Annotated in this window: 24 protein-coding genes; 17 read left to right on the forward strand and 7 right to left on the reverse strand. The window is 33.6% G+C overall.

What is annotated here, in order from left to right:
* Window positions 1-65: 65 nt before the first annotated feature.
* The 4 genes from obgE to hpt all read right to left on the reverse strand — a co-directional run bounded on the left by obgE (window position 66) and on the right by hpt (window position 3,823).
* Window positions 66-1,067 carry a GTPase ObgE gene (gene obgE, locus HYN86_RS02070; protein WP_113676554.1) on the reverse strand — a complete coding sequence of 334 codons (1,002 nt, stop codon included), beginning with the start codon at window positions 1,065-1,067 and terminating at the stop codon, window positions 66-68.
* 105 nt (window positions 1,068-1,172) lie between these two features.
* Window positions 1,173-2,447 carry a hemolysin family protein gene (locus tag HYN86_RS02075; protein ID WP_113676555.1) on the reverse strand — a complete coding sequence of 425 codons (1,275 nt, stop codon included), beginning with the start codon at window positions 2,445-2,447 and terminating at the stop codon, window positions 1,173-1,175.
* Between the two features lie 203 nt (window positions 2,448-2,650).
* Window positions 2,651-3,223, reverse strand: coding sequence for an adenylate kinase (locus tag HYN86_RS21095; protein ID WP_057114947.1), 573 nt, complete (start codon window positions 3,221-3,223; stop codon window positions 2,651-2,653).
* Between the two features lie 69 nt (window positions 3,224-3,292).
* The gene (hpt, locus tag HYN86_RS21100) at window positions 3,293-3,823 is read right to left on the reverse strand and encodes a hypoxanthine phosphoribosyltransferase (protein WP_230406421.1); all 531 of its coding nucleotides are present in this window, start codon (window positions 3,821-3,823) and stop codon (window positions 3,293-3,295) included.
* A 188-nt stretch (window positions 3,824-4,011) separates the two neighbouring features.
* On the opposite strand from hpt, the gene HYN86_RS02085 reads away from it, so the two are divergent.
* The 5 genes from HYN86_RS02085 to purE all read left to right on the forward strand — a co-directional run bounded on the left by HYN86_RS02085 (window position 4,012) and on the right by purE (window position 10,085).
* Window positions 4,012-5,286 (forward strand): PQQ-dependent sugar dehydrogenase, encoded by a 1,275-nt coding sequence (locus HYN86_RS02085; protein WP_113676556.1) that lies wholly within the window; start codon window positions 4,012-4,014, stop codon window positions 5,284-5,286.
* Window positions 5,287-5,494: 208 nt separating this feature from the next.
* Window positions 5,495-7,597 (forward strand): TonB-dependent receptor, encoded by a 2,103-nt coding sequence (locus HYN86_RS02090; protein ID WP_113676557.1) that lies wholly within the window; start codon window positions 5,495-5,497, stop codon window positions 7,595-7,597.
* Between the two features lie 22 nt (window positions 7,598-7,619).
* The gene (locus HYN86_RS02095; RefSeq protein WP_113676558.1) at window positions 7,620-8,171 is read left to right on the forward strand and encodes a hypothetical protein; all 552 of its coding nucleotides are present in this window, start codon (window positions 7,620-7,622) and stop codon (window positions 8,169-8,171) included.
* 200 nt (window positions 8,172-8,371) lie between these two features.
* Window positions 8,372-9,526 (forward strand): 5-(carboxyamino)imidazole ribonucleotide synthase, encoded by a 1,155-nt coding sequence (locus tag HYN86_RS02100; protein ID WP_113676559.1) that lies wholly within the window; start codon window positions 8,372-8,374, stop codon window positions 9,524-9,526.
* A gap of 76 nt (window positions 9,527-9,602) precedes the next feature.
* Window positions 9,603-10,085, forward strand: coding sequence for a 5-(carboxyamino)imidazole ribonucleotide mutase (gene purE, locus HYN86_RS02105; RefSeq protein WP_057114953.1), 483 nt, complete (start codon window positions 9,603-9,605; stop codon window positions 10,083-10,085).
* Between the two features lie 65 nt (window positions 10,086-10,150).
* Here the strand turns inward: purE and HYN86_RS02110 are convergent, their stop codons facing one another.
* Complete coding sequence (locus HYN86_RS02110; RefSeq protein ID WP_113676560.1) at window positions 10,151-10,819, reverse strand: hypothetical protein; 669 nt, start codon at window positions 10,817-10,819, stop codon at window positions 10,151-10,153.
* A 223-nt stretch (window positions 10,820-11,042) separates the two neighbouring features.
* On the opposite strand from HYN86_RS02110, the gene HYN86_RS02115 reads away from it, so the two are divergent.
* From HYN86_RS02115 to HYN86_RS02125, 4 genes are read left to right on the forward strand one after another with little or no spacing between them, the layout of a single operon-like run.
* Window positions 11,043-13,070: a M3 family metallopeptidase gene (locus tag HYN86_RS02115; RefSeq protein WP_113676561.1), complete on the forward strand. Its 2,028-nt coding sequence runs from the start codon at window positions 11,043-11,045 to the stop codon at window positions 13,068-13,070.
* A gap of 31 nt (window positions 13,071-13,101) precedes the next feature.
* Window positions 13,102-13,683 carry a zeta toxin family protein gene (locus HYN86_RS02120; protein ID WP_113676562.1) on the forward strand — a complete coding sequence of 194 codons (582 nt, stop codon included), beginning with the start codon at window positions 13,102-13,104 and terminating at the stop codon, window positions 13,681-13,683.
* Entirely contained in the window at window positions 13,680-13,841 is a 162-nt protein-coding gene (locus HYN86_RS20930; RefSeq protein ID WP_162789261.1) for a hypothetical protein, read from the forward strand. Before HYN86_RS02120 ends, HYN86_RS20930 begins: the two co-directional genes overlap by 4 nt.
* Before the next feature lie 12 nt (window positions 13,842-13,853).
* Window positions 13,854-14,513 carry a SanA/YdcF family protein gene (locus tag HYN86_RS02125; protein WP_113676563.1) on the forward strand — a complete coding sequence of 220 codons (660 nt, stop codon included), beginning with the start codon at window positions 13,854-13,856 and terminating at the stop codon, window positions 14,511-14,513.
* Window positions 14,514-14,617: 104 nt separating this feature from the next.
* Here the strand turns inward: HYN86_RS02125 and HYN86_RS02130 are convergent, their stop codons facing one another.
* Complete coding sequence (locus tag HYN86_RS02130) at window positions 14,618-15,880, reverse strand: cation:proton antiporter (RefSeq protein WP_113676564.1); 1,263 nt, start codon at window positions 15,878-15,880, stop codon at window positions 14,618-14,620.
* A gap of 136 nt (window positions 15,881-16,016) precedes the next feature.
* On the opposite strand from HYN86_RS02130, the gene HYN86_RS02135 reads away from it, so the two are divergent.
* The 6 genes from HYN86_RS02135 to HYN86_RS02160 all read left to right on the forward strand — a co-directional run bounded on the left by HYN86_RS02135 (window position 16,017) and on the right by HYN86_RS02160 (window position 20,209).
* Window positions 16,017-16,520: a GbsR/MarR family transcriptional regulator gene (locus HYN86_RS02135; RefSeq protein WP_113676565.1), complete on the forward strand. Its 504-nt coding sequence runs from the start codon at window positions 16,017-16,019 to the stop codon at window positions 16,518-16,520.
* A gap of 61 nt (window positions 16,521-16,581) precedes the next feature.
* Complete coding sequence (locus tag HYN86_RS02140) at window positions 16,582-17,319, forward strand: YqjF family protein (RefSeq protein ID WP_113676566.1); 738 nt, start codon at window positions 16,582-16,584, stop codon at window positions 17,317-17,319.
* A 29-nt stretch (window positions 17,320-17,348) separates the two neighbouring features.
* Entirely contained in the window at window positions 17,349-18,167 is an 819-nt protein-coding gene (locus HYN86_RS02145) for a thiol-disulfide oxidoreductase DCC family protein (protein WP_113676567.1), read from the forward strand.
* 101 nt (window positions 18,168-18,268) lie between these two features.
* Window positions 18,269-19,174: a TIGR01777 family oxidoreductase gene (locus tag HYN86_RS02150; RefSeq protein ID WP_113679828.1), complete on the forward strand. Its 906-nt coding sequence runs from the start codon at window positions 18,269-18,271 to the stop codon at window positions 19,172-19,174.
* Between the two features lie 133 nt (window positions 19,175-19,307).
* Window positions 19,308-19,763 carry an SRPBCC family protein gene (locus HYN86_RS02155; RefSeq protein ID WP_113676568.1) on the forward strand — a complete coding sequence of 152 codons (456 nt, stop codon included), beginning with the start codon at window positions 19,308-19,310 and terminating at the stop codon, window positions 19,761-19,763.
* Window positions 19,764-19,810: 47 nt separating this feature from the next.
* Window positions 19,811-20,209 carry a DUF1090 family protein gene (locus HYN86_RS02160; RefSeq protein ID WP_113676569.1) on the forward strand — a complete coding sequence of 133 codons (399 nt, stop codon included), beginning with the start codon at window positions 19,811-19,813 and terminating at the stop codon, window positions 20,207-20,209.
* A gap of 398 nt (window positions 20,210-20,607) precedes the next feature.
* Here the strand turns inward: HYN86_RS02160 and HYN86_RS02165 are convergent, their stop codons facing one another.
* A complete protein-coding gene (locus tag HYN86_RS02165) occupies window positions 20,608-21,414 on the reverse strand; it encodes a UbiA prenyltransferase family protein (RefSeq protein WP_113676570.1) in 807 nt (268 codons plus the stop codon).
* Between the two features lie 210 nt (window positions 21,415-21,624).
* On the opposite strand from HYN86_RS02165, the gene gcvP reads away from it, so the two are divergent.
* On the forward strand, window positions 21,625-24,474 hold the full coding sequence (gcvP, locus tag HYN86_RS02170) for an aminomethyl-transferring glycine dehydrogenase (protein WP_113676571.1): 2,850 nt from the start codon (window positions 21,625-21,627) through the stop codon (window positions 24,472-24,474).
* Window positions 24,475-24,793: 319 nt separating this feature from the next.
* Complete coding sequence (locus HYN86_RS02175) at window positions 24,794-25,852, forward strand: 3-oxoacyl-ACP synthase III family protein (RefSeq protein ID WP_113676572.1); 1,059 nt, start codon at window positions 24,794-24,796, stop codon at window positions 25,850-25,852.
* Window positions 25,853-25,916: the final 64 nt, after the last annotated feature.

Raw genomic sequence — 25,916 nt, forward strand, 5'->3', positions numbered from 1 at the left:
CAAAAAGTAAAAACCCGACAATAGAAATTGTCGGGTTTTATATTTATAGAATGGTACGTATTGTATTATTCGTTAAGCATTTTCCAAAGTTTATCTTTCAGATCAGTCAAACCTTGCTGAGCAACTGACGAAATAAACATGTAAGGAACATCTTTGAATGTTACATCTAATTCTGCTTTTAACTCTGCTTTTAATTCATCATCCAGCATATCGCATTTTGAAATTACTAAAAGACGTTCTTTATCCAGCATTTCAGGATTGTACTTCGTCAATTCATTAACCAAAATATCGTATTCAGCTCTAATATCTGGCGTATCAACCGGAACTAAAAACAGTAAAGTCGAATTACGCTCAATGTGTCTTAAGAAATAATGTCCTAAACCTTTTCCTTCTGCTGCACCTTCAATAATTCCAGGAATATCAGCTATTACAAAAGATTGAAAATCTCTGTACGCAACAATTCCTAAATTAGGTTTTAATGTTGTAAAAGGATAATCTGCAATTTTGGGTTTTGCCGAAGTTAAAACAGATAATAAAGTAGATTTTCCTGCATTTGGAAAACCAACTAAACCAACATCTGCCAGAACTTTAAGTTCCAAAATTACATCCATTTCTATACCAAGCAAACCTGGCTGTGCGTAACGAGGCGTTTGATTTGTCGAACTTCTAAAATGCCAGTTTCCTAAACCTCCCTTTCCTCCTTTTGCAAGAATTTGTTTTTCTCCGTGTTCTGTAATTTCAAAAAGCGTTTCACCAGTTTCTTTGTCTTTTACAACAGTTCCTAGCGGCACTTCAATAATTTTATCTTCTCCATCTGCACCTGTACTGCGGTCTCCACCACCATCTCCACCGTGTCCAGCCTTAATGTGACGTGCAAATTTTAAATGAAATAATGTCCAAAGTCCTTTATTCCCAACTAAATATACATGCCCTCCGCGGCCTCCATCTCCTCCGTCTGGACCACCTTTTTCAATAAATTTCTCTCTATGTAAATGCGTAGATCCTTTTCCTCCTTTTCCGGAAGAAACATATATCTTAACGTAATCTACAAAATTCCCTTCTGTCATTTTTGTTTGTTTATGTGTAGTTTCTAAGTTTCAGGTTTCAAGTTTCAAGTTAAGTGCGTTGCGCTAACCTGAAACCTGAAACTTTAAACTTGAAACAAATTCTCTCTACTCTTTAAGCGCTTTTACAAGCACTTTATCAATTTTTACGCCGTCCATGTCGACAACTTCTAATACGAATTTCTGCCAGACTAATTTTTCTCCTTCTTTTGGAATATGAGAAAGCTCCGTCATAATCATGCCGCTTACAGTGTTTACTTCGTAATCGTTTGTCAACTCGTCTAACTCAAAATAAGTTAAGAAATCGTGTAACGAATAATGCCCGTCAACCAGCCAAGAACCATCTTCTCTTTCTATAAGCTGAAACTCATCTTTATAAAATTCAGATGCATCTCCAACTAAAGCCTCCAGAATATCATTCAACGTGATCAAACCTTGAAAAACTCCATATTCGTCTGAAACTAAAGCATAATGAACGCCAGTTTTCTTGAAATTTTCCAACGCTTTGTAAGCTGTTGTCTGCTCCATTAAATAAGGCGCATCAGAAACGATAGCTGATAAATCAAAATTATCATTTTCGATACTAGCGAAGATATTTTTAAGAGTTACTACTCCAACTATATCATCGTAATTATCATTATAAACTGGGTAAACCGTATGCAGATCCTGAACCACCAATTCTTTAATCTTTTCTTTATCTGCTTTTAATGGCAGCATATCGACTGACTTGCGATGCGTCATTAAAGAGTTTACTTTTCTATCACCAATATGAAAAACACGTTCCACAATATCTTGTTCAATTTCTTGAACTTCTCCAACTTCGGTTCCTTCTTTAATTATGGCTTTAATTTCTTCTTCTGTAACTTTTCCGTCAGCGGTTGGTTTTATCTGAAAAACATTCAATAGAAAATCTGTTGAAGATGTTAAAAGCCAGATAAAAGGTGCTGTAATTATAGAGATTACTTTCATTGGCATTGCTACCATTTTTGCAATTGCTTCTGGATAATTTAATCCGATTCGTTTTGGAAGTAATTCTCCTAAAACCAATGAGAAGAAAGTTAAAATTACAACTACAATTCCAACAGCTACTGAGTGTGCATAAGGTTTTAGAAATGCAAAACCGGCAACGAAAATTTCAACATCTGCAGTTACTTTATCTCCAGAATAAATACCTGTCAAAATTCCGATTAAGGTAATTCCAATTTGGACTGTAGATAAAAATTTGTTTGGCGAATTGGCTAAATCGAGTGCTGTTTTAGCACTTTTATTGCCTTTTTTCGCGGCTGTTTCAAGCCTGTTTTTACGGGCAGAAATCAAAGCGATTTCGGACATGGAGAAAACTCCGTTTAAGAGAATTAGAAAAAATATAATTAGTATTTCCAATTGATAGGGGATTCGTTATAAAATGGTCTTGTTAAATGCAATTTGTACTCTCAATTTATTCTAGCCCAGATGGAAGTAAAAAGCCCGGAGCTAAAAAAACTAATTTTTCCTGCCATAAAACAGCGACCAGCGGAAGCTCGTTTTAGGGTTTGGAAAAATAGTTTTTTTAGCGAGGACTTGTAACGTACAGCTGGAAAAAGCTTCTACAAATTATCTATAACTGACGTTAAGCGCTCTGTAATTTGTTCAATCGTTCCGATACCGTCTACGGCATGAAACTTATTTTGTTCTTTATAATATCCAATTAGCGGAGCTGTTTTCTCGTTGTATTCTTGATATCTTACACGAATTTTCTCTTCGTCTTGATCATCAGCTCTTCCACTTGTTTTTCCTCTTTCTAATAAACGTGCTACTAAAATCTCGTCATCTGCTTCTAAAGCGATTGTTGCAGTTACGCTTGACCCAATTGTTGGCAGAAATTTATCTAAAGCCTCAGCCTGGTTGATTGTTCTTGGATAACCGTCGAACAAAAATCCAGCTGTATCTGGATGTTTTTTTACCTCATCAATTAACATTGCAGTTGTTACTTCGCATGGAACTAATTCTCCATTATCCATAAAAACTCTTGCTTTTTTACCTAGTTCTGTATCATTTTTTAAATTAAAACGAAAAATATCTCCTGTTGAAAGATGTGTTAAATTATATTTTTCTTTTAAAAATTCTGCCTGAGTTCCTTTTCCTGCTCCAGGCTTTCCAAATAAAACAATGTTAATCATAATTGAAATGAGTGTTGTTACTTCTAATTTTTGTCAGAAGTTTTTAAATGAATATATAGTTGTGTTTTTTTATTCTGCTAATTTATAGACTTCGGTTAAATTTCTTCCTAAACCATCGTAGTCCAAACCGTAACCAACAATAAATTTATTTGGAATACGAACTCCAACGTAATCTATCTTAATGTCTTTTTTATAAGCTTCTGGTTTAAAGAATAAAGTGGCAATTTTAAAATGCTTTACATTTTTTTCTTTAAACAAACGTTTCAATTCTTCGATCGTATTTCCTGTATCGATAATATCTTCAATAATTATAACCGTTCTTCCAGTCAAATCCTGATTGATTCCTATTAATTCTTTAACAGAATTAGTACTTTCAGTTCCTTCATACGATGCCATTTTTATGAATGAAACCTCGCATGGTTTTTTGTATTTCTTCAAAAAATCTGACACTACCATAAAAGCGCCATTCAAAACTCCAATAAAAATTGGTGTATCATCTCCAAAATCATCCTCTACCTGAGCCACTATTTTAGTTAAAGCAAAATCGATTTCTTTAGCCGAAATAAACGGAACAAATTGTTTATCGTGAAGTTGTATCATTATTTTTCTTTTTAAAATAATGCACAAAGATACAGAATTACAACGTAACTGCTTCTATCAAAATAAACTGTATACCGATATTTTTTACGAATGTTAAATATCAGTTAATAATTACAAATTATTATTTGACGCTATTTTTAATTTGAGTAAATTGTTGTTATATAAATATTTAACTCCAAAGAATTCAAATGAAAAAATCTTTACCGCTATTTTCTATATCATTACTGGCACTAATGACCGCATGCAACGGACAAGTTAAAAAAGAAGAAAAGGAAGTTTTAGCCAAACAACCCAATACTGTTGTAAAAACTGCAATTGGTGATTTAACGCTTCCACCGCCTTACGCAACTGAATCGAAAACGAACAATAGTAAAGTTATAGGCTGGTCTGAAGGCAAAACGCCAAAAGCACCAGAAGGTTTTACTGTAACTAAATTTGCTGACGGATTTGAAAATCCGAGATGGACTTATATTGCACCCAACCAAGATATTTTTGTTGTCGAAAGCGGTACGAGATCCAGCAAAAATCAAATTACGGTTTTACGCGATAAAGATAAAGACGGAAAGTTTGAAAGCCGTCAGGTTTTTGTAACTGGTTTAAACAAACCTTTTGGAATGCTGGTTTTAAAAGACTTTTTCTACATTGCTAATACCGATGGATTATACCGTTATCCTTATAAAAACAATCCGTTGAAATTGGAAACAAAAGGCGAAAAAATTCTTGAACTTCCTGCCGGCGGTTACAACAATCACTGGACAAGAAATTTACTAGCAAGTCCTGATGGAAGCAAAATCTATGTTTCTGTAGGTTCTGGAAGTAATGTGGGCGAAAACGGAATGGACAAAGAAGTTCGCCGTGCTGCTATTTTAGAAGTTAATCCTGATGGAACTGGTGAAAAAATCTATGCTTCGGGATTGCGAAACCCTGTTGGAATGGACTGGAATCCAGCCAACAAAGAATTATGGACTGCTGTAAATGAGCGCGATGAATTGGGCGACGAACTGGTTCCAGATTATATTACAAGTGTAAAAAGAGATGGTTTCTACGGATGGCCGTATTCTTATTTTGGAAGTATTCCTGACCCACGATTGAAAGGTGAAAGAAAAGATTTAGTCGAAAAAGCTATTGTTCCTGATGTTCCAGTAGGATCTCACACTGCTTCTTTAGGATTGGCTTTTTATACCAAAAATGCTTTTCCTGCTAAATATAAAAACGGAGCTTTTGTAGGGCAGCATGGTTCTTGGAACCGCTCTAAAATTTCAGGTTATAAAGTACTTTTCGTTCCTTTTAAAGATGGAAAACCTTCGGGAAAACCAGAAGATTTCTTAACTGGTTTTATTTCTGATTCTAATAAAGCTGAAGTTTACGGACGCCCAGTTGCGGTAACGGTTATGAATGACGGATCGCTTTTGGTAAATGATGACAGCGGAAATACTATTTGGAAGGTTACTGCGAATAAATAAAGTTATTAAAAATAAAAATTCCAAATTCCAAACTATAAAAATTAAACACGTAGAGACATAGATTTTTGTTTCGTAGATTAAGATTAAAAAGAAACTCGTTTTCACACATAGCTATGTGACTTTAGGAAAAGTGAAACGCCTTTTTTGCCTCAATGAAACCTATGTTTCTATGTGTTAAATAAAACTGCATTTTTAACCCAGCCATTTTATGCCCTCCAAAAAATACCTTCTTTTTTTCTTTATTCTTTTTATTTCTAAAAACATTTTAGCACAGGAAAAAGAAGTTCAAAATATTGATTCTTTCAAAACCCAAAAACTGAATGAAGTTTTAATAAGTCCGCTCCATATTAACCGAGATTTACAAAACAGCCCTGCTTCTATTGGCATTTTATCCGAAAAAGAATTACTTCGAAATAACACTACAGACATTAGCAATGTAATTAATACTATTCCAGGCGTTTTTATGCAATCGTCAAATATTACTACAACCCGAATTTCGATTCGAGGTATTGGCGCCAGAACTCCTTACGGAACAAATAAAATTAGAGCTTTTTACGGAAGCATTCCGCTAACATCTGGAAACAGTGAAACGGTAATTGACGATATCGATCTTCAAAACATTAATCAGATTGAAGTTATAAAAGGACCGCTTTCGAGTATTTATGGCGCAGGATTGGGCGGTGCGATTTTAATTTCACCACAAACCTTAAAAAATGGGCAGTATCAAGCTGAAGTAAGTTCTGTTTTTGGTTCTTTTGGATTACTGAAAAACAGAGTCAGTTTTGATTTGAATGAAAAAAGCTCTTCTGTAAGTCTGAATTATCACAATTTAAAAACAGACGGCTGGCGCGAAAACAGCGCCTATAATCGTGAAGGAATTACACTTTCTGGAGAATTATTCCGAAAGAAAAACAGCAAACTCACTTATTTTTCTAATTATACTTATTTGAAAGCTTATATTCCAAGTTCCATAAACAAAACGGCTTTCGACAATAATCCGCAGTCGGGCGCACCAACTTGGGTTGCTTCGAAAGGTTTTAAAGAATATAAATCGACTCTCGGCGGATTAGCTTATGATTTCAAAATAAACGATCACCTCACCAATTCGACTTCTGTTTTTATCAATTATAAAGACAGCAACGAACCTCGTCCTTTTGACGTTTTACGCCAATATACTTTTGCATCGGGTGTCAGAACTCAATTTTCTGGTGATTTTACAATTGGAAAAATTAAAAATCAATTTATTGGCGGAATTGAATATTTCAGGGATAATTACAGTGGTAATACTTTCGAAAATCTCTATCAGCAAAATAATGGAAACGGAAGTTTACAAGGCGATCAGCTTACGGCAACCGATCAAAAAAGACATTTTTACAATATTTTTTCGCAAATTAGGACTTTACTTTCCGATCAATTTGAAATTCAAGCAGGATTAAATTACAACAAAACCAAATTTAAACTGCAAAATGATTTTCCCGTTTCGGCGAATGATCCGAAGGAAAAATACAGTTATGATGGAATTTTTTCACCGCAGCTTTCTTTTTTATACAAACCGAATGAAGTTCGCACTTTTTACTTTTCTGTAAGCCGAGGATTTTCTCTTCCTGCAACCGAAGAAACTTTAACCTCAACAGGAAACATTAATCCCGACATTAAACCTGAAACGGGTTATAATTTTGAATTGGGCGGAAAATTGCATTTTTTCAACAAAAAATTGTATACTCAAATTGCCGTTTACCGAATGGAAATTAAAGATTTATTGGTTGCGAAAAGAATTGGCGACGACCAATACGAAGGTGTAAATGCTGGAAAAACTTTTCATGAAGGAATCGAAATTTCACTCAACCACAATTGGCTAATTAATTCCATTTTCAATTTAAGTTCTTATATCGGAGCATCGATTGGAAATTATGAATTTAAGGAATTTGTTGATAATGGAAATGATTTTTCTGGAAACAAATTAACCGGAGTTCCTGCCAATACAGCAAGCGCTGGTTTTACCTTAAATACGAGTTCAGGATTTTACTTTACAGCCGATTTTCAGTTTACTGACAAAATTCCGCTAAATGATTCTAACGCAGACTTTTCTGACTCTTATACTTTATTAAATTTAAAAACTGGTTATCAATTCGAAATTTTATCGGGTTTAAAAGCTCATATTGATGCTGGCGTAAATAATGTCACAAACGAAAAGTACGCTTCGATGATTTTGACCAACGCGACCGCAGTAGGAAATGCACAGCCAAGATTTTATTATCCCGGATTACCAATAAATTATTTCGGAATTATCTCACTAAATTACTTATTTTAGCAGAGTATTTAATACCACAAAGATGCCGTCTGAATTGCAAAAAAAATTGGATTATGTAAATGCTTATCGGGAAAATCGTCTCATAGCTGCACAGGATATTTTAGAAAACCCATCACTTTTTGGTGAATTGGTTTCAATTTGTTTTACCCCATCAGACAAAAATAATCATAAAGCCTGCTGGATTTTAGAATTTGTTTCTTACGAAGAATTACTTTGGCTTCAGCCTCATCTCGATTTTTTCTGTTCCAATTTGAAAGTTTTAAAAGATGAAAGTTCGCTTCGCCCAATTGCAAAAGTGGTACAGCTTCTTATAAAATCGCATTACAAGAAAAACGAAAACTGTATTAAACTTTCTGAAGAAAATTTACAAGACTGCATAGAAGCTTCTTTCGACTGGTTAATTACCGACGTTAAAGTTGCTACGAAAGCCTACTCAATCCGTACTTTATATATTTTAGGAAATCACTATGACTGGATTCATCCAGAACTTAAGGTTATAATTGACAAGGATTATGCAGATCATTCTGCCGCTTATAAAGCCGTAGCAAAAGAAGTTTTAAAAAAAATAAAATAGGTTTTGCCACAGATTAAAAGGATTAGAATGATTTATACTTTCTTTTTTCACCACAAATTTTTAACAAAATGCAATTCTTATAAATTCGTGTAATCCGTGGCAACTTAAAAAATCTTTTTTAATCCTTTTAATCTGTGGCGGAAAAACTAAATTTTGGCTAAAAAAGATTAAAAGGTATCTTTGCAAAAACACAACACAAAATGAATTATTTTTCTTCTGATTTTAAATTAGGAATATTAGGCGGCGGACAATTGGGTAAAATGCTTTTGTCTGACACCAGAAAATTTGACATACAAACTTATGTTTTAGATCCAAGCGATGAAGCACCGAGCAAAATTGCCTGCAATAAATTCTTTCAAGGCGATTTGATGGATTATGAAACGGTTTACAATTTTGGAAAACAAGTCGATGTTTTGACTTTCGAAATCGAATTGGTAAATCTTGAAGCTTTAACGCAATTGGAAAACGAAGGTGTAAAAGTATATCCGTCTCCAAAAACTTTAAAAGGAATTCAGAATAAAGGAACTCAAAAAGATTTTTATACCGAAAGTAATATCCCAACGGCATCCTATCTACGTTTTGATAGTCCAGCACATTTGCAAAAATCAGTTGGAAACAATGAAATCACAATTCCGTTTGTTTGGAAATGCACTGAATTTGGTTACGACGGAAATGGCGTAAAAGTAATTCGTCAAATTTCTGATATGGATGATTTACCAAATGTAGAATGCATTGCAGAAACCATGGTTCCTTTCAAAAATGAATTGGCGGTAATTGTGGTAAGAAATCCATCTGGAGAAATTAAGACGTATCCGGTTGTAGAAATGGAATTCCACCCAGAAGCAAATCAGGTTGAATACGTGATCTGCCCTGCAAGAATCGACGAAAAAGTAGCCGAAAAAGCCCGAGCAATTGCTTTAAATGTTTCTGAAAAATTCAATCACGTTGGACTTTTAGCTGTAGAAATGTTCCAAACCAACGAAGATGAGATTTTAGTGAATGAAGTGGCTCCACGTCCGCACAATTCTGGACATTACTCAATTGAGGCAAGTTACACTTCTCAATTCGAAAATCATTTACGTGCTATTTTAGATCTTCCTTTAGGAAATACAGACAGTAAAGTGGCCGGAATAATGGTAAATTTAGTAGGCGCCGAAGGTTTTTCTGGAGATGTTGTTTACGAAAACATCGAAACTATTTTAGGATGGAACGGCGTTACTCCTCATATTTACGGTAAAAAACAAACGCGTCCTTTCAGAAAAATGGGCCACGTAACCATAGTAAATGAAAATGTGGTTGAAGCAAGACGAATTGCAGAAGATGTTAAGAATACTATTAGAGTAATTTCTCAATAGTTTTCAGTCGCAGTTTTCAGTTTTCAACAACTTGAAACCTGAAACCTCAAACAAACCAAATTAAAAAAAAAATAAAATGAGCAAAGTAGCTATTATAATGGGAAGCATCTCAGACATGCCAGTCATGCAGGATGCCATCGACATACTAAAACAATTCAATGTAGAAGTTGAAGTAGATATTGTTTCGGCACACAGAACTCCGGAAAAATTATTCGATTTCAGTAAAAATGCACATACACGCGGGATTTCGGTAATTATTGCCGGAGCTGGAGGCGCTGCGCATTTACCTGGAATGGTCGCTTCAATGTCACCACTTCCTGTAATTGGAGTTCCTGTAAAATCTAGTAATTCTATTGATGGCTGGGATTCGGTATTATCGATTCTGCAAATGCCGGGCGGAGTTCCTGTCGCAACTGTGGCACTAAACGGAGCAAAAAATGCCGGAATTTTAGCAGCACAAATCATCGGAAGTCATGATAAAAAAGTGCTTGATACGATTATTTCTTATAAAGAAGAATTGAAAGCCGCGGTTAATAAAGCTGCAGAAGGATTGAAATAGTTTACAGTTTTCAGTCACAGTTTTGAGTATAAACTGTGACTGAAAACCGCGACTAAAAAATTAAATTACGCTTCATCTTCCACTTCCTCCAAAACAGATTCAAATTCAGATTCTTGTATATCATCTTTATTGATCCAATTTTCTGAAGTAACCAAATTGTAATTTATATTATCTTCAGTTGTCAATTCCCAAATAATACTTTCGGCTTCAGGAAATGGAATGTTTTGAGAAATTTGATTTTCGAATAATCTCTTAATAAGATTTCTATCAGACAAACCTTTATTCAATAATTTCAATACATTTTCGGAAGTTAACTTTTGCACTTCGCCCTCAGTTGGTGTCATAGAAAAATGAACAATCGAAGCTTTTGCATTCGGAAATTTCCCATTGTAAGCTTTAAAAAGTAATTGATTAACATGAAACAAAGTTCCTTGCATGTGTATTTCTGGATATTCTTCACAAACTTTATCTATTAACATATTGTTCGATATCTGTTCAATCTGTCCATCACTTAATTGCTCTCCTAATTTATATTCTAAAACAATCTGGGCAGCTTCGTTAGGCTCGTAATCAGAAATAGCCATTTCTAATAATTCTGGTAAACTCGATTTATCTGCTGTCGCTCCGTCAGGATAATTGAATTTTTCTAATAAGGCAATCAAATCTTCATCAGACCAATATCCTTCCACTTCATTTACCGTATCAATATTATTTATTACAATTTGATAATTCATATCTTTTTATTTTTATAATTATGATCAGCATTTTATATGCTAAATCCTATTTTCTCAATTTACGCTTTTAAAACCGTCTGCAGGAATAAATAACATATCTATAACACAATTTAAGAGGATTTTATGCCGAGAATCGATTTTGTTTAGATGATTACATTTTTATAAATTGCTATCTTTGGAATTCAAAAATTTGACTTCAATTAATAAAAAATAGTATATCATAATGAGTGTTTTACTTTCAAAATTTATAACGAAACATAATACTGCCCCTTTTTCTCAAATTAAAATCGAAGACTACGTTCCGTCTTTTCAAGAAGGAATTGCTTTGGCGAAAGCCGAAATTGATGCAATCGTAAATAATCCGGACGCGCCAACTTTTGAAAACACAATTGTGGCGATGGACTTTTCAGGCGATATTTTAGATCGCCTTTCGAGTATTTTTTTCAATTTGAATTCGGCTGAAACCAATGACGAAATGCAGAAAATTGCTCAGGAAGTTTCACCTCTTCTTTCAGAATTTGGAAATGACATTCGCTTAAATGCCGATTTGTTTGCGAGAGTAAAAGCAGTTTACGGTCAAAAAGATAGTTTGAATCTCAACGCAGAGCAAACGACTTTATTAGACAAAAAATATAAAAGTTTTTCTAGAAACGGAGCTAATTTACCTGAAGACAAGAAAAATCAGTTAAGAGAAATTGACAAAGAATTATCTAAGTTGAGTTTACAGTTTGGCGAAAATGTTTTGGCGGAAACTAACAACTTCGAATTACATTTAACCAATGAAAAAGATTTATCAGGTTTACCAGAAGGAACAATCGAAGCCGCTAGATTATTAGCTAAAAACCAAGAAAAAGAAGGCTGGATTTTCACTTTAGATCACCCAAGTTATGTTCCGTTTTTGACTTATGCAGATAATCGCGAATTGCGTAAAAAAATGGCTATTGCTTTTGGAGCAAAAGCATTTCAGAATAATGAATTCGACAATCAGGAAAATGTTTTAAAAATTGCGAAACTGCGTTTTGAAAGAGCCAATTTATTAGGTTATAAAACTCACGCACATTTTGTTCTGGAAGAAAGAATGGCCGAAAGCCCAGAGAAAGTTTTCTCTTTCTTAAATGATTTATTAGCAAAAGCAAAACCAGCAGCTCAAAAAGAGTTTGCAGAATTAACCGCTTTCGCGAAAGAACTGGACGGAATCGAACAATTAGAAAAATGGGATGGCGCTTATTATTCAGAAAAATTAAAACAACAGCTTTTTAATTTAGACGATGAAAAACTGAAACCTTATTTTCAATTAGAAAAAGTATTGGACGGTGCCTTTACAGTTGCCAAAAAATTATACGGTTTAACTTTTACGGAAGTTTTTGATATTGATAAATACCACGAAGAAGTTACAACTTATGAAGTAAGAGATGCTGAAAACAATTTAGTTTCTATTTTCTACGCTGATTTCTTCCCAAGAAAAGGAAAAAGAAATGGTGCATGGATGACTTCATTCAAATCACAATATGTAAAAGACGGCGTAAACGAAAGACCACACATTTCGAATGTTTGTAATTTCACAAAACCAACCGAAACAAAACCTTCATTATTGACTTTTAATGAAGTTACGACACTATTCCACGAATTCGGACATGGTTTACACGGAATGCTTGCTGATACAACTTATCCAAGTCTATCTGGAACTTCTGTTTATTGGGATTTTGTAGAATTACCAAGTCAGATTATGGAAAACTGGTGTTACGAACCAGAAGCTTTGGCTTTGTTCGCTAAACATTATGAAACGGGAGAAATTATTCCGATTGAATATGTACAAAAAATTAAAGAAAGTGCGAGTTTCCAAGAAGGTTTGGCAACTTTACGTCAATTAAGTTTCGGACTTTTAGACATGGCTTGGCACGGACAAGATCCAACCAATATTACAGACTTAAAAGCTTTTGAAACGGAACAATTTGCCAATACACAATTGTATCCAGATGTAAAAGAAAATGCAATGAGTACGGCTTTTTCGCATATCTTCCAAGGTGGTTATTCTTCAGGATATTACAGCTACAAATGGGCAGAAGTTTTAGATGCAGATGCTTTTGAATACTTTCAGGAAAAAGGGATTTTCAATGAAGAAGTAGCGAAAAAATTCAAAGACAATGTTCTTTCTAAAGGAGGAACAGAACATCCTATGACTTTGTACAAACGTTTTAGAGGTCAGGAACCAAAACCGGAAGCGTTATTGAAGAGAGCGGGATTGGTTTAATATTTAATATCTTTGTATATTATTAAGTCTTTTGAAAGAAAAAAATTTATATATAATTGCGGGTTGTAATGGAGCTGGAAAAACAACAGCTTCATACTCAATCCTGCCTGAAATTTTAGACTGTAAAGAATTTGTAAATGCTGATGAAATCGCAAAAGGTTTATCACCATTTCAACCTGAAACAGTAAGTTTTGAAGCTGGAAGAATAATGCTTAATCGAATAGATGAGCTATTACAAAAGGAAGTGGACTTTGCTTTTGAGACAACTCTTTCTGCAAAAAGCTATATTTCTATTGTAAAAAAAGCACAAAGTCAAGGCTATTTTGTAACATTAATTTTCTTTTGGCTCAACTCTATTGAATTAGCAAAACAAAGAGTTAAAGTAAGAGTAACGGAAGGTGGACATAATATTCCTGAAGATGTTATAGAACGAAGATACATTCGTGGTATTAAAAATTTCTTTGAAATTTATCTTCACAAGTGTAACAATGTAATGTTGTTTGATAACTCAAATAAATTACCAATACTTGTTGCCGAAAAAGAGATTAACGAAGAGATTCAAATTACCAATGAAAATTTATTTGATGAAATAAAAACTTTTTTAAAGATATGACAAAAGATAAAATCAAAGAGTTACAACATAAAATTGTTGAAGGCTTAAAAGTTTCTTCAAAAAAAATGATTGAAAACAAAAAGAAAACCAATGGAAAAATTGTGGTTTTTGCTGATGGAAAAATCCAAACAATTAACGCCGTTGACATTAAAGATTAATACCAATCAAACTTGAAAAAATATTTCAAAATCCTCCTCTACTTAGCAATTATTGGATTATTTGCAGTTGTTTCTGTAAATTATTACGTTAAATCTTCCACTAAAAAACATATTTATAATTCACTTAAAAGATTTCCTAAAAATGATGTCGGAATTATTTTTGGTGCCGGAATTAACGGAGATCAGCCAAGCAAATATTTAAAAGACAGACTTGATGCAGGGATTTTATTATGGAAAGCAAAACGAATCAATAAAATTTTACTTTCGGGTGATAATGGCCGTGAAGAATATGATGAATTGACTGTTATGAAAAACTACTGTTTTAATCACGGAGTTGATACCACAAAAATATTTATAGACTATGCCGGTTTTGATACTTACTCTACAATGTATCGCGCCAAACATATTTTTAAAATTAAAAAAGCAACTTTAATATCTCAGAAATATCATTTAAACAGAGCAATTTATATCGGACAAAAACTCGGTATAAAATCGGTTGGTTATTCTGCGAATAAGGGAGAATATTTAGGTTATCAATATGTCACTTTTAGAGAATATGGTTCAATCTTCAAATCTTTTTTTGATGTTTTAAGAAATCGAGAGCCTCGCTTTTTAGGTGGAGAAATTAATATTAATGGAGAATCAAATTATTCTAAAGAAGACAAACGATGAAACTCTCAGAGGTATCGCTCCGCTGGAGCTGTAAATCGTAATATAAAAAAGCAGAGGTTGTTTCAATATTGAAACAACCTCTGCTTTTTTACGTCAATCTGTATTTATTCTTTCTCTAAAACTCGTTTCGCTAATTTGCCAACTGTCAGTCCTTGCACTACAATTGAAAACAGTACAACAATATAAGTTACTTCCAGTAATAGGTTTTTATATTCTCCTTCTGGCATAGAAAGAACTAATGCAATTGAAACTCCTCCACGAATTCCTCCCCAAACTAAAACCATCAAAGAACCTTTGTTATAGGCCGATTTGATTCCGAAGAACTTAAAAATATCGAAGAATTTCCAAGGCAGAACTATCGATGTTAATCTTGAAAAAAGTACTATAAAGATAGCTACCAAACCTGTCAGCAATTGTTTGTTTAAATCTGGAAGCAATAGTAATTCAAAACCAATAAACAAGAATAGAATAGCATTCAGAATCTCGTCAATAAGTTCCCAGAATTTCCCTAAATAGTCTTGAGTTACTTCGCTCATCGCTACTTTTTTACCATAATTACCAATAATCAATCCGGCAACAACCATTGCCAGCGGACTCGAAACGTGTAAACTTTGGGCAATTAAAAATCCTCCCATAACAATCGAAAGTGTTATCAAAACCGAAACTTTATAATCATCGATTTTCTTCATAACTCTTGATGCTGTGTATCCTAAAACGGCTCCTAATAAAAGTCCGCCAATACCCTCTTTTGCAAATAACCATGCGATAGATCCAAAACTCATATCAAATGCTGGATCGGTTGCCATTTTTAAAACAACGGCAAACATTACTACTGCTACTCCATCATTAAACAATGATTCTCCAACAATTTTGGTTTCTATTCTTTTAGGAACTTTGGCTTGTTTTAAAACTCCTAAAACCACAATTGGATCGGTTGGAGAAATTAATGTTCCAAAAACTAAACAAAATAAGTAAGGGATTTTGATTCCGAAAAGTGGTGCGATATAAAAAAGCAGAACAGAAATAATTAATGCCGACAATACAACACTTACAGTGGAATAAATCATAATCGGAACTTTTTGTTCTTTAAGATCTGACATATTTACGTGCAGTGCGCCGGCAAATAAAAGAAAATTCAACATTGCTCCCATTAAGATTTCGTTGAAATCAAATTCTTTGATCAAATCAAAAAAATGTTTTGTGGTTGCAGGAAAATAAGAATCTCCCAAAAGGCGAATTCCTACCGAAACCAGCATAGCAATAATCATGATTCCGATCGTTCCCGGAAGTTTTAAAAATCTTAAATTTAAATAGGCGAAGAAAGATGCCAGTACGATAAGTACTGAAAAGGTGTAGTATAATTCCATAAATGTGATTTTTACAAAAATAGCTGCATCATTATTTAATCAAAATTTAAGGCATTCAATTAACATAACTTTATAATTCGTTAAATAACTTTCATTTATTTTTGAAAGTTTAAAAACTTTTACTTACATTTGATCCATGGAATTCAAAGAAGCAAAAAATAAGTTTGTACAAACATGGGGAGCGTTAGGTTCTCAATGGGGAATTAATAAAACGATGGCACAAATCCACGCTTTATTAATGGTTTCAAACGACGCTGTTTCTATGGAAGACATTATGGAAGAATTGCAAATTTCCCGCGGAAACGCCAGCATGAACCTGAGAGCTTTAATGGATTGGGGAATTGTTTATAAAGAGTACAAAGCCGGAGAAAGAAGAGAATTTTTTACTGCCGAAAAAGATTTAGACGAATTAGCTGTAAAAATTTCAAGAGAACGAAGCAAAAGAGAAATCAAACCTGCGCTTAAAATCTTAAAAGAAGTTTCGACTATTGAAGCAAAAGATTCTGCAGAAGAAAAACACTTTGTGGATCAAACTACTAAACTGTACGATTTCGTTTTAAAAGCAGATAATATGTTAGACAAAATGACTGAATTTAATGATAACTGGCTTGGGAGGCTGGTTTTAAAAATAATGAAATAAAAAAATTTAATTAAAACTTTCATTTTTTTCTGAAAGTTTAAAAATTTAAAAAACAACTCTTATGAACTTCTTAAAAGCAGAATGGAAAAATTTAGCACTTTTCAATTATGAAGTTGATGCCGAAATTTTAGAAAAATATCTTCCCGCAGGAACCGAAATTGATATTTGGAACAACAAATGTTACGTAAGCTTGGTTGGTTTTATGTTTAAAAACACCAAAGTTTTAGGATTGAAAGTTCCGTTTCATGTAGATTTTGAAGAAGTCAATTTGAGATTTTACGTAAAACGTTTTGAAAATGGAGAATGGAAACGCGGTGTAGTTTTCATTAAAGAAATTGTTCCTAAAAAAGCGATCACATTTATTGCGAATACTTTGTATCAGGAACATTATGAAACTCAGAAAATGAGATATGAAATCATTGAGAATAAAAATACTAATACTTTTATTTACCAATGGAAAAAGGATAAAAAGTGGAATACCATTCAACTGGAAACTACAAATGTTTTAAAAAAAATTGAAGTCGATTCTGAAGCTGAATTCATCACGGAACATTATTTTGGATATACCAAAATCGATGAAGAAACTACTTTTGAATATGAAGTTCAACATCCGAGATGGGAACAATTGGAAGTTTTAAATCACAATATTGAAATTGATTTCGAAAAAATTTATGGAAACGATTTTGGATTTCTTCAAGATTCAAAACCAACTTCAGTTTTCTTAGCAAAAGGTTCAAAAATTACAGTTAAGAATAAAAGAAAACTGCAATCAATTCCAGTTTTAGAAGAAATGTACTAATCAAATTATTTACGTTAAAACCAAAAATCATGAAAACGCTCGAAAACCAAACCTTACTTTATGACGAAGATTGTCCGCTTTGCAGTTTATACACAACCGGCTTTGTAAAAAGTGGTATGCTCGATGAAAATGGAAGAAAATCTTATTGTCAGCTTTCTGATGAAGAACAAAGTTTTGTAGACTTAAAACGAGCGCCAAATGAAATTGCGTTGATTAATAATAAAACCAAAACAGTCACTTACGGAGTTGACAGTTTGATAAAAGTCATTGGATTTTCTTTTCCAATAATTGAAGAAATTGCAACTATAAAACCGATTCATTTCATCTTAAAAAAAATGTATTCTTTTGTTTCTTATAACAGAAAAGTAATCATTCCAGGAATTGTAAAAGAAGAAAACAAATTAGAATGCACGCCTGATTTCAATTACAAATACAGATTTATTTTTATTGGATTCGCATTAACTATTACGAGTTTGGTTTTATTTGGATATTCTAATTTGATTCCGATTTTACCAAAATCAAATATTACAAGAGAAATTATTTTGGCATTTGGACAGATTGTTTTTCAAAGTTTATTTCTTTTAAAATTCGATAAAAAAACTATAATCAATTATGCTGGAAATTTAATGACTGTTTCTTTAATGGGATCTTTGATCTTAGTTCCGGTTTTGATTCTGAATCAATTTATCAATCTTCCGGAAATGTTTGTCTTAGGTTGGTTTGGAATTACGGTTTTGATTATGTGTGCAGAACATTTTAGAAGAGTCAAAGTTTTAAAACTTCCCTTTCATTTATCTTACACCTGGATTTTATATCGAATTCTTGCTTTGCTTTTTATTTTAAATTAAAGTCTGCCACGAATTACACTAATCTCCACTAATTTTTAAATTGTTTTGATAATATTAATTCGTGAAAACTTGTGCAATTCGTGGCGAAAAAAATTAACAACATGAACAAACTCATAATCGCAGCAGGAACCGGTTTTCTAGGACAAGTTTTAGTCGATCATTTCAAAAATAAATTTGAAGAAATTGTAATTCTGACTCGTGGAAAATCAAAAATCATAGACGGAATTAAATATGTAAACTGGAATGCCAAAACTTTTTCGGGCTGGGAAAAGGAATTAGAGAATGCAACGGTTTTAATAAATCTTGCCGGAAAATCTGTTGATTGCCGTTATACCAAAGAAAACAAAAAAGAAATCCTTTTATCCCGAATTGAAAGCACAAAGATTTTAAACAAAGCCGTTTTAAATTGCCAAAATCCGCCGAAACATTGGCTGAATTCATCAACCTCAACTATTTATCGTTTTTCTTTAGACAAGCAGATGGATGAAGCTGATGGTGAAATCGGAAATGACTTTTCTATAAACGTAGCGTTGTCTTGGGAAAAAGCATTTTTTAAAACTGAAACTCCAAACACTTTAAAAACCGCTTTGCGAACTTCAATTGTTTTAGGGAAAAATGGTGGCGCTTTTATTCCGTTAAAAACTTTGGCAAAAATTGGTTTTGGAGGAAAACAAGGGAACGGCAATCAGTTTATAAGCTGGATTCATGAAGAAGATTTTGCAAATGCCATTGATTTAATTATTCAAAAAGAAATTGACGGAATAATAAATATCGTTTCTCCAAAGCCAATCAGAAATGCTGATTTTATGCAGAGACTTAGAAAAGCAGTTGGTTTTCCTTTCGGAATTCCGATGAACAAATTTTTTCTTGAAATCGGATCTTTCTTTATTAGAACAGAAACTGAATTGGTTTTGAAAAGCAGAAATGTGATTCCGAAACGACTTTTGGAAAATGGTTTTCAATTTAAGTTTGGAGATATTGATGAGGCTTTTAAAGATTTAATTTAGGTATTATTTGTCATTTCGACGAAGGAGAAATCACACGAGTAATTCCTCAAAGAGAATTGCCAATCTTTGTCGAATTCCTAGTGTGATTTCTCCTTCGTCGAAATGACAAGATTCTGTAAAAAAAATGTAAATCATGCCAACTATAAACTTAATTACCAAAATAAGCGCACACAAACAAATCGTTTTTGATCACTCAAGAAATATTGATATTCATCAACAATCTGCGAGTAAATCAAAAGAAAAAGCTATTGTCGGCGTGACATCTGGTTTGATCAATTTAAATGAAACAGTAACGTGGCGAGGCAAACATTTTGGTTTTTATCTCACACATAAAAGCCGAATTACAGCTATGAATTTGCATGATTATTTTGTGGATGAAATGGAACGGGGCAAATTCAAGTCTTTTAAACACGAACATTTTTTTGAAGAAGAAAATGGAATTACGATCATGAAAGATAAATTGCAGTATGAAACTCCGTTTGGCATTTTTGGAAGTTTATTTGATTTTTTATTTCTGAAAAAGCACTTAACGAATTTCCTTTTAGAGAGAAATAAAATCCTTAAAGAAGTCTCTGAAAAACAGTTTTAAAATAAATTTCTTACTTTTAAGAAAGTATCTAATTTAAAACCAAACTTATGAAATTAAAAACTAAAGTTTTATCGATAGCATTTTTCGCTTTTTCTATTGTTGGATTTTCTCAAAGCAATTGTACAACTTTAAAAGGCTGTGAAAGAAAATTATGCGAATTAAACACAAAATTAGCTGCAGCTAAAAAAGCTGGAAATCAAAATCAGATTAAAGGAGTTGAAGATGCGATTGCGCAGACCAAGAAAAACTGCACCACCAAAACGGTAAATAAAGATCTTGACAAAAAAGTAAAAGAGAAACAGCAAAAAGTAAATGAAAGAACTGCCGATTTAAACGAAGCAATTAAAGACAAAGAAAGCAAAGAGAAAATCGACAAGAAAAGAAAGAAACTAAATGAAGCAAAAGCCGATTTGAACAAAGCTTTAGCTGATCAGAAAACAAAATAGATTAGTTGTTTTTTGAATGATTATCAAAAGTTATTTTTTTACGCAAATTTAGCAGATTTAGCAGATTTTTGAATCTAGTGACTTGCCTCCAGCTTTAGCTGGAGGAGAAATAAGGTTGAATACTATTGGCTTTAGCCAAACTTTATCATTTGGCTAAAGCCAGATTGGAGACACTTTTTACCTCCAGCTAAAGCTGGAGGCAATTCAAAAGTTAAACTTATTTAATGGTTTTAATTGTTTTCTTTTGAAAATGATTTTTCTTGTTTTACGGTTTGCGTGAGGGATAGAAGCTAGCTACCGAAGTAGCGCGGATAGCCCGACAGCATCTTGTTAAAAGGGCGTACAAGCGTAAAGTGAATTTGCCCTTTTACCAAGATGGTGGCACGCCCAAAATGTTTTTATAGAAACGCAATCATAAGCCACCAAAAAATCGGGACACTTTCGACCCAAAAAGAAGTGTAATATTTGGAGCGGTTTGTGTTGGCAAATAAAATAAACAACATTAAGGTCACAACCATAATGAGGTTGATGATAAGATCGTGAAGGGTAAAAGTCAAAATTCCTAAAACCCAAAACGGAACTAGGAGCGAGAATCCTAAAATCTTAGTCCGCTTAACGCCTATTGTCTGCGGAACGGTTTGTAAATGCGGATCGTCATTGGCTAAATCTAAAATCTCAAAAACTAAAATCAGCACAAAAACCAAGACAAAACGCTGCAGGCATTTTATAAAAAAGTTGGCTGTAAAGGGAACTTCGGCATTTATGTAGGGCAAAACCAATGTCGCTCCTACCCAGCAAAGCGAAACAATATAAATTTTTACGCCTGCCCAGTTTCGCGCATTTTTTTTATTCGGAAAAAATGGCAGAGTATAAAGTGCGGTTATGGCAAAAATTCCAACAGAAACGATTTGTGTAATTCTTTTTAAATGGAAAAAATAATAGCCGACTAAAAGCAGCGAAATGAAACTTAAAAGAGCAATAATTTTTAGCTGCTTTCCGATTGGTTTTTTCTTGACGCGAACTAAGGCGTCGTATTTTACAAAATTATATCCTACAATTGTTCCAAAAAAAACGAACAAAGCCATTGGCTCATCATATTGAAGATGAAAGAAATAAAACGTAATTCGAACCAAAGCATAACACGATAAAGCCACGTGAATACTGCTGTTTAAATAAAAATCGAAAATTTGTTTTAAAAGTTTCATGCCTCAAATCTAATCAATTGGTAACAAATCAACTCTTTAGTTGGAAATTTGATAAAAATTGAAGTTAAAAATATCCATTAAATTATTAATAATACTTAATTTTGCGCCACAAAAAAACAACACATTTACTATAAAATGTAATAAACCCTGTGAAATCAAATAAAACACTCGGCAAATTACTTTTGATCTTTAAAAAATAGACTGCTACAAATGAAAACAGATGCTTTTGCTTTAAGACACATTGGTCCAAGAGAAACAGATCTTCAACACATGTTACAAACCATTGGTGTTGAATCGATTGAACAACTTGTTTATGAAACCCTTCCGGACGATATTCGTTTAAAAGCGCCTTTGAATTTGGATCCTGCAATGACGGAGTACGAATTTGCAAATCATATTCAAGAATTAGGAAAGAAAAATAAAGTATTCAAATCTTATATTGGTTTGGGTTATCATCCAACTATCGTTCCTGCTCCAATTCAGAGAAATATCTTCGAAAATCCAGGATGGTATACAGCTTATACACCTTATCAGGCAGAAATTGCTCAAGGTCGTTTAGAAGCTATTTTAAATTTCCAAACTACTGTTATTGAGTTAACTGGAATGGAAATTGCCAATGCATCTTTATTAGATGAAGGTACTGCTGCTGCAGAAGCAATGGCTTTACTGTTTGACGTTCGTACACGTGATCAAAAGAAAAACAACACCAATAAATTCTTCGTTTCTGAAGAAATTTTACCGCAGACTTTATCTGTACTTCAAACACGTTCAACTCCAATTGGAATTGAATTAGTTGTTGGAAACCACGAAACATTTGATTTTTCAAATGAGTTTTTTGGAGCTATTTTACAATACCCAGGAAAATATGGTCAGGTAAACGATTACAGCGCTTTTGTTGCTAAAGCAAAAGAAAACGAAATCAAAGTAGCTTTTGCTGCTGATATTTTGTCACTTGCTGCTTTAACTTCTCCAGGAGAAATGGGAGCTGCAGTAGTGGTTGGAACTTCACAACGTTTTGGTGTACCGATGGGTTACGGTGGTCCTCACGCTGCTTTTTTTGCAACTAAAGATGAATATAAAAGATCAATGCCAGGTCGTATCATTGGAGTTTCTATTGATGTAAACGGAAATCGTGCTTTACGTATGGCGTTAGGAACTCGTGAGCAGCACATTAAACGTGAAAAAGCAACTTCAAATATTTGTACCGCTCAGGTTTTATTAGCGGTTATGGCCGGAATGTACGCGGTTTACCACGGACCAAAAGGATTACAATATATTGCAAACAAAGTTCACGCATCTGCAGTTACGACTGCTGAAGCTTTAAATAAATTAGGAGTTTTCCAAACCAACACAGCTTTCTTTGATACTATTTTGGTAAAAGCAGACGCTCAAAAAGTAAAAGCTGCTGCGGAGAAAAACGAAGTAAACTTCTTTTATGTTGATGCTGATACAATTTCGATTTCATTAAACGAAACGACTTCAATTGCTGATATCAACCAAATTATTGCCATTTTTGCTGAAGCTCTAGGAAAAGAAACTTTCACTGTTTCTGAATTAGCAACTTCAAGTCAATTACCGGCTTCATTAGAAAGAACATCTTCTTTCTTAACGCATGATGTTTTCAACAATCATCATTCAGAAAGTCAGATCATGCGTTATATCAAAAAATTAGAGCGTAAAGATTTATCATTGAATCATTCGATGATTTCATTAGGTTCTTGTACGATGAAGTTAAACGCGGCTTCTGAAATGTTACCTCTTTCAATGCCGAACTGGAACAGCATTCACCCGTTTGCACCAGTAGAACAAGCTGAAGGTTATATCACGATGCTTAAAAAATTAGAGGAGCAATTAAATGTAATTACCGGATTTGCCGGAACAACATTGCAACCTAACTCTGGAGCTCAGGGAGAATATGCTGGTTTAATGGCTATCCGTGCTTACCACTTATCCAGAAACGAGGGTCACCGTAATGTATGTTTAATTCCTTCATCTGCTCACGGAACAAATCCTGCTTCTGCAGCGATGGCCGGAATGAAAATCATTGTTACTAAAACTACTCCAGAAGGAAATATTGATGTTGAAGATTTAAGAGAAAAAGCAATTGAGCATAAAGATGATTTATCTTGTTTAATGGTAACGTATCCTTCTACTCACGGAGTTTTCGAATCTTCAATTATTGAAATCACTAAATTAATCCACGAAAACGGCGGATTAGTATATATGGATGGTGCCAACATGAACGCGCAAGTTGGATTAACAAATCCTGCTACAATTGGCGCTGACGTTTGTCACTTAAACTTACACAAAACATTCGCTATTCCTCACGGTGGTGGCGGACCTGGTGTTGGGCCAATTTGTGTGAACGAAAAACTGGTTCCATTTTTACCAACAAACCCAATCTTAAAAGTTGGTGGTGAGCAAGCTATTACAGCTATTTCATCTGCACCTTACGGATCTGCTTTAGTATGTTTAATCTCTTACGGCTACATTACAATGATGGGTGCTGAAGGATTAAAAAGCGCTACTGAGCATGCGATTTTGAATGCTAACTATATGAAATCTCGTTTTGAAGGTCACTACCCAATTCTTTACACTGGAGAATGCGGAAGAGCGGCCCACGAAATGATTTTAGATTGTCGTTCATTCAAAGAAAAAGGAATCGAAGTTGGTGATATCGCAAAACGTTTAATGGATTACGGTTTCCACGCTCCAACGGTTTCTTTCCCAGTAGCAGGAACTTTAATGATTGAGCCTACAGAATCTGAAGATTTAGCTGAGTTAGATCGTTTTTGTGATGCTCTTATTTCAATCAGAAAAGAAATTGAAGCTGCAACTGCTGATGATAAAAACAATGTATTGAAAAATGCACCTCACACATTGGCAATGTTAACTACTGATTCTTGGGATTTCCCTTATACTAGAGAAAAAGCAGCTTATCCATTAGATTACATTGCTGAAAATAAATTCTGGCCATCTGTTCGTCGTGTAGATGATGCATACGGAGACAGGAATTTAATTTGCAGCTGTGCTCCTATCGAAGCTTACATGGAAAACTAAAAAATTAGTTTTCTTATACATATTCAAACCCGACAGGTTTTAAAAACCTGTCGGGTTTGTTTTTTGTTTCAGGTTTCAGGTTTTAAGTTTCAATTTCTACAGAAACCTGAAACCTGAAACTTGAAACAATTTTTTTTCCACCTTTTTCTTCAATCGTTTGAAATCTCGGAAAAATTAAAAAATCATTAAAAAATAAACAATATATCTAAGAAAAAATCGTTTATTCATAATTATATGCATGCATAGTATTTTTTATGATAGTTATCATATTTTTATTTATACTTTAGCATGAAATTTATCGGATAATTTAAGGAAAGAAATGAAAATAAAAATTATTGGAATTGGGAGTTACATTCCTAATTTAGAAGTAAAGAACACAGACTTTGATAAACATATTTTTTTAAATGAAGATGGAACTCCATTTGGTTACCCTAACGAAGTTGTAATTAAAAAGTTTAAAGGCATTACCGGAATTGAAAATCGCCGCTATGCAGAACCTGAATACACTGCATCTGATTTAGCCTTTTTTGCTGCCGAAAAAGCAATCGCAAATGCTGGAATCGATGCTGAGACTTTAGACTACATTATTTTTGCTCACAATTTTGGTGATGTAAAAACGGGAACACATCAAACAGATATTTTACCAAGTTTAGCTACAAGAGTTAAAAATAAATTAGCCATCAAAAATCCTAAATGCGTTGCTTATGATATTCTTTTTGGATGTCCAGGCTGGATTGAAGGTGTTTTACAAGCAAATGCTTTTATCAAATCTGGTATGGCAAAAAGAGTTTTAGTAATTGGAGCCGAAACTTTATCTAGAGTTGTGGACGATCACGATCGTGATTCGATGATTTATTCTGATGGTGCAGGTGCTTCAATCTTAGAGGCTTCTACGGATGAAACTGGTTTATTATCTTATGAAAGTGCCACTTTTGCAAATGATGAAGCGAATTATCTTTATTTCGGAAAGTCTTACAATCCAGATTTAGATCCAGATATCAAATACATTAAAATGTACGGCCGTAAAATTTACGAATTTGCATTAAGTCAAGTTCCATTGGCTATGAAAAGCTGTCTAGATAAAAGTGGTATTGGAATTGACGAGGTTAAAAAAATCTTGATTCATCAGGCAAACGAAAAAATGGACGAAGCTATTATCGAACGTTTTTACAAATTATACGACAAGACATCACCTAAAGATATTATGCCAATGAGCATTCACGATCTAGGAAACAGCAGTGTCGCCACCGTTCCAACTTTATACGATTTGATTCTGCAGGGAAAAATAGAAAATCACGAAATCAACAAAGGAGATGTAGTCATTTTTGCTTCCGTTGGGGCTGGAATGAACGTTAATGCTTTTGTTTACAGATACTAGTATTCAGTCAAAGTTTACAGCCGCAGGAATCAGTTCGACAAACTGCGACTGTAAACTGAAAACT

It is taken from the genome of Flavobacterium fluviale (assembly GCF_003312915.1).
Lineage (GTDB): Bacteria > Bacteroidota > Bacteroidia > Flavobacteriales > Flavobacteriaceae > Flavobacterium > Flavobacterium fluviale.

Coding starts and splice junctions, on each gene's coding strand:
- HYN86_RS02115 (WP_113676561.1), top strand. CDS start 11,043: ATGAGTGTTTTACTTTCAAAATTTATAACGAAACATAATACTGCCCCT.
- HYN86_RS02135 (WP_113676565.1), top strand. CDS start 16,017: ATGGAATTCAAAGAAGCAAAAAATAAGTTTGTACAAACATGGGGAGCG.
- HYN86_RS02160 (WP_113676569.1), top strand. CDS start 19,811: ATGAAATTAAAAACTAAAGTTTTATCGATAGCATTTTTCGCTTTTTCT.
- HYN86_RS02095 (WP_113676558.1), top strand. CDS start 7,620: ATGCCGTCTGAATTGCAAAAAAAATTGGATTATGTAAATGCTTATCGG.
- HYN86_RS02100 (WP_113676559.1), top strand. CDS start 8,372: ATGAATTATTTTTCTTCTGATTTTAAATTAGGAATATTAGGCGGCGGA.
- HYN86_RS02130 (WP_113676564.1), bottom strand. CDS start 15,880: ATGGAATTATACTACACCTTTTCAGTACTTATCGTACTGGCATCTTTC.
- HYN86_RS02140 (WP_113676566.1), top strand. CDS start 16,582: ATGAACTTCTTAAAAGCAGAATGGAAAAATTTAGCACTTTTCAATTAT.
- HYN86_RS02085 (WP_113676556.1), top strand. CDS start 4,012: ATGAAAAAATCTTTACCGCTATTTTCTATATCATTACTGGCACTAATG.
- HYN86_RS02090 (WP_113676557.1), top strand. CDS start 5,495: ATGCCCTCCAAAAAATACCTTCTTTTTTTCTTTATTCTTTTTATTTCT.
- HYN86_RS02150 (WP_113679828.1), top strand. CDS start 18,269: ATGAACAAACTCATAATCGCAGCAGGAACCGGTTTTCTAGGACAAGTT.
- HYN86_RS20930 (WP_162789261.1), top strand. CDS start 13,680: ATGACAAAAGATAAAATCAAAGAGTTACAACATAAAATTGTTGAAGGC.
- HYN86_RS02145 (WP_113676567.1), top strand. CDS start 17,349: ATGAAAACGCTCGAAAACCAAACCTTACTTTATGACGAAGATTGTCCG.
- HYN86_RS21095 (WP_057114947.1), bottom strand. CDS start 3,223: ATGATTAACATTGTTTTATTTGGAAAGCCTGGAGCAGGAAAAGGAACT.
- HYN86_RS02175 (WP_113676572.1), top strand. CDS start 24,794: ATGAAAATAAAAATTATTGGAATTGGGAGTTACATTCCTAATTTAGAA.
- HYN86_RS02165 (WP_113676570.1), bottom strand. CDS start 21,414: ATGAAACTTTTAAAACAAATTTTCGATTTTTATTTAAACAGCAGTATT.
- HYN86_RS02110 (WP_113676560.1), bottom strand. CDS start 10,819: ATGAATTATCAAATTGTAATAAATAATATTGATACGGTAAATGAAGTG.
- HYN86_RS02155 (WP_113676568.1), top strand. CDS start 19,308: ATGCCAACTATAAACTTAATTACCAAAATAAGCGCACACAAACAAATC.
- hpt (WP_230406421.1), bottom strand. CDS start 3,823: ATGATACAACTTCACGATAAACAATTTGTTCCGTTTATTTCGGCTAAA.
- obgE (WP_113676554.1), bottom strand. CDS start 1,067: ATGACAGAAGGGAATTTTGTAGATTACGTTAAGATATATGTTTCTTCC.
- purE (WP_057114953.1), top strand. CDS start 9,603: ATGAGCAAAGTAGCTATTATAATGGGAAGCATCTCAGACATGCCAGTC.
- gcvP (WP_113676571.1), top strand. CDS start 21,625: ATGAAAACAGATGCTTTTGCTTTAAGACACATTGGTCCAAGAGAAACA.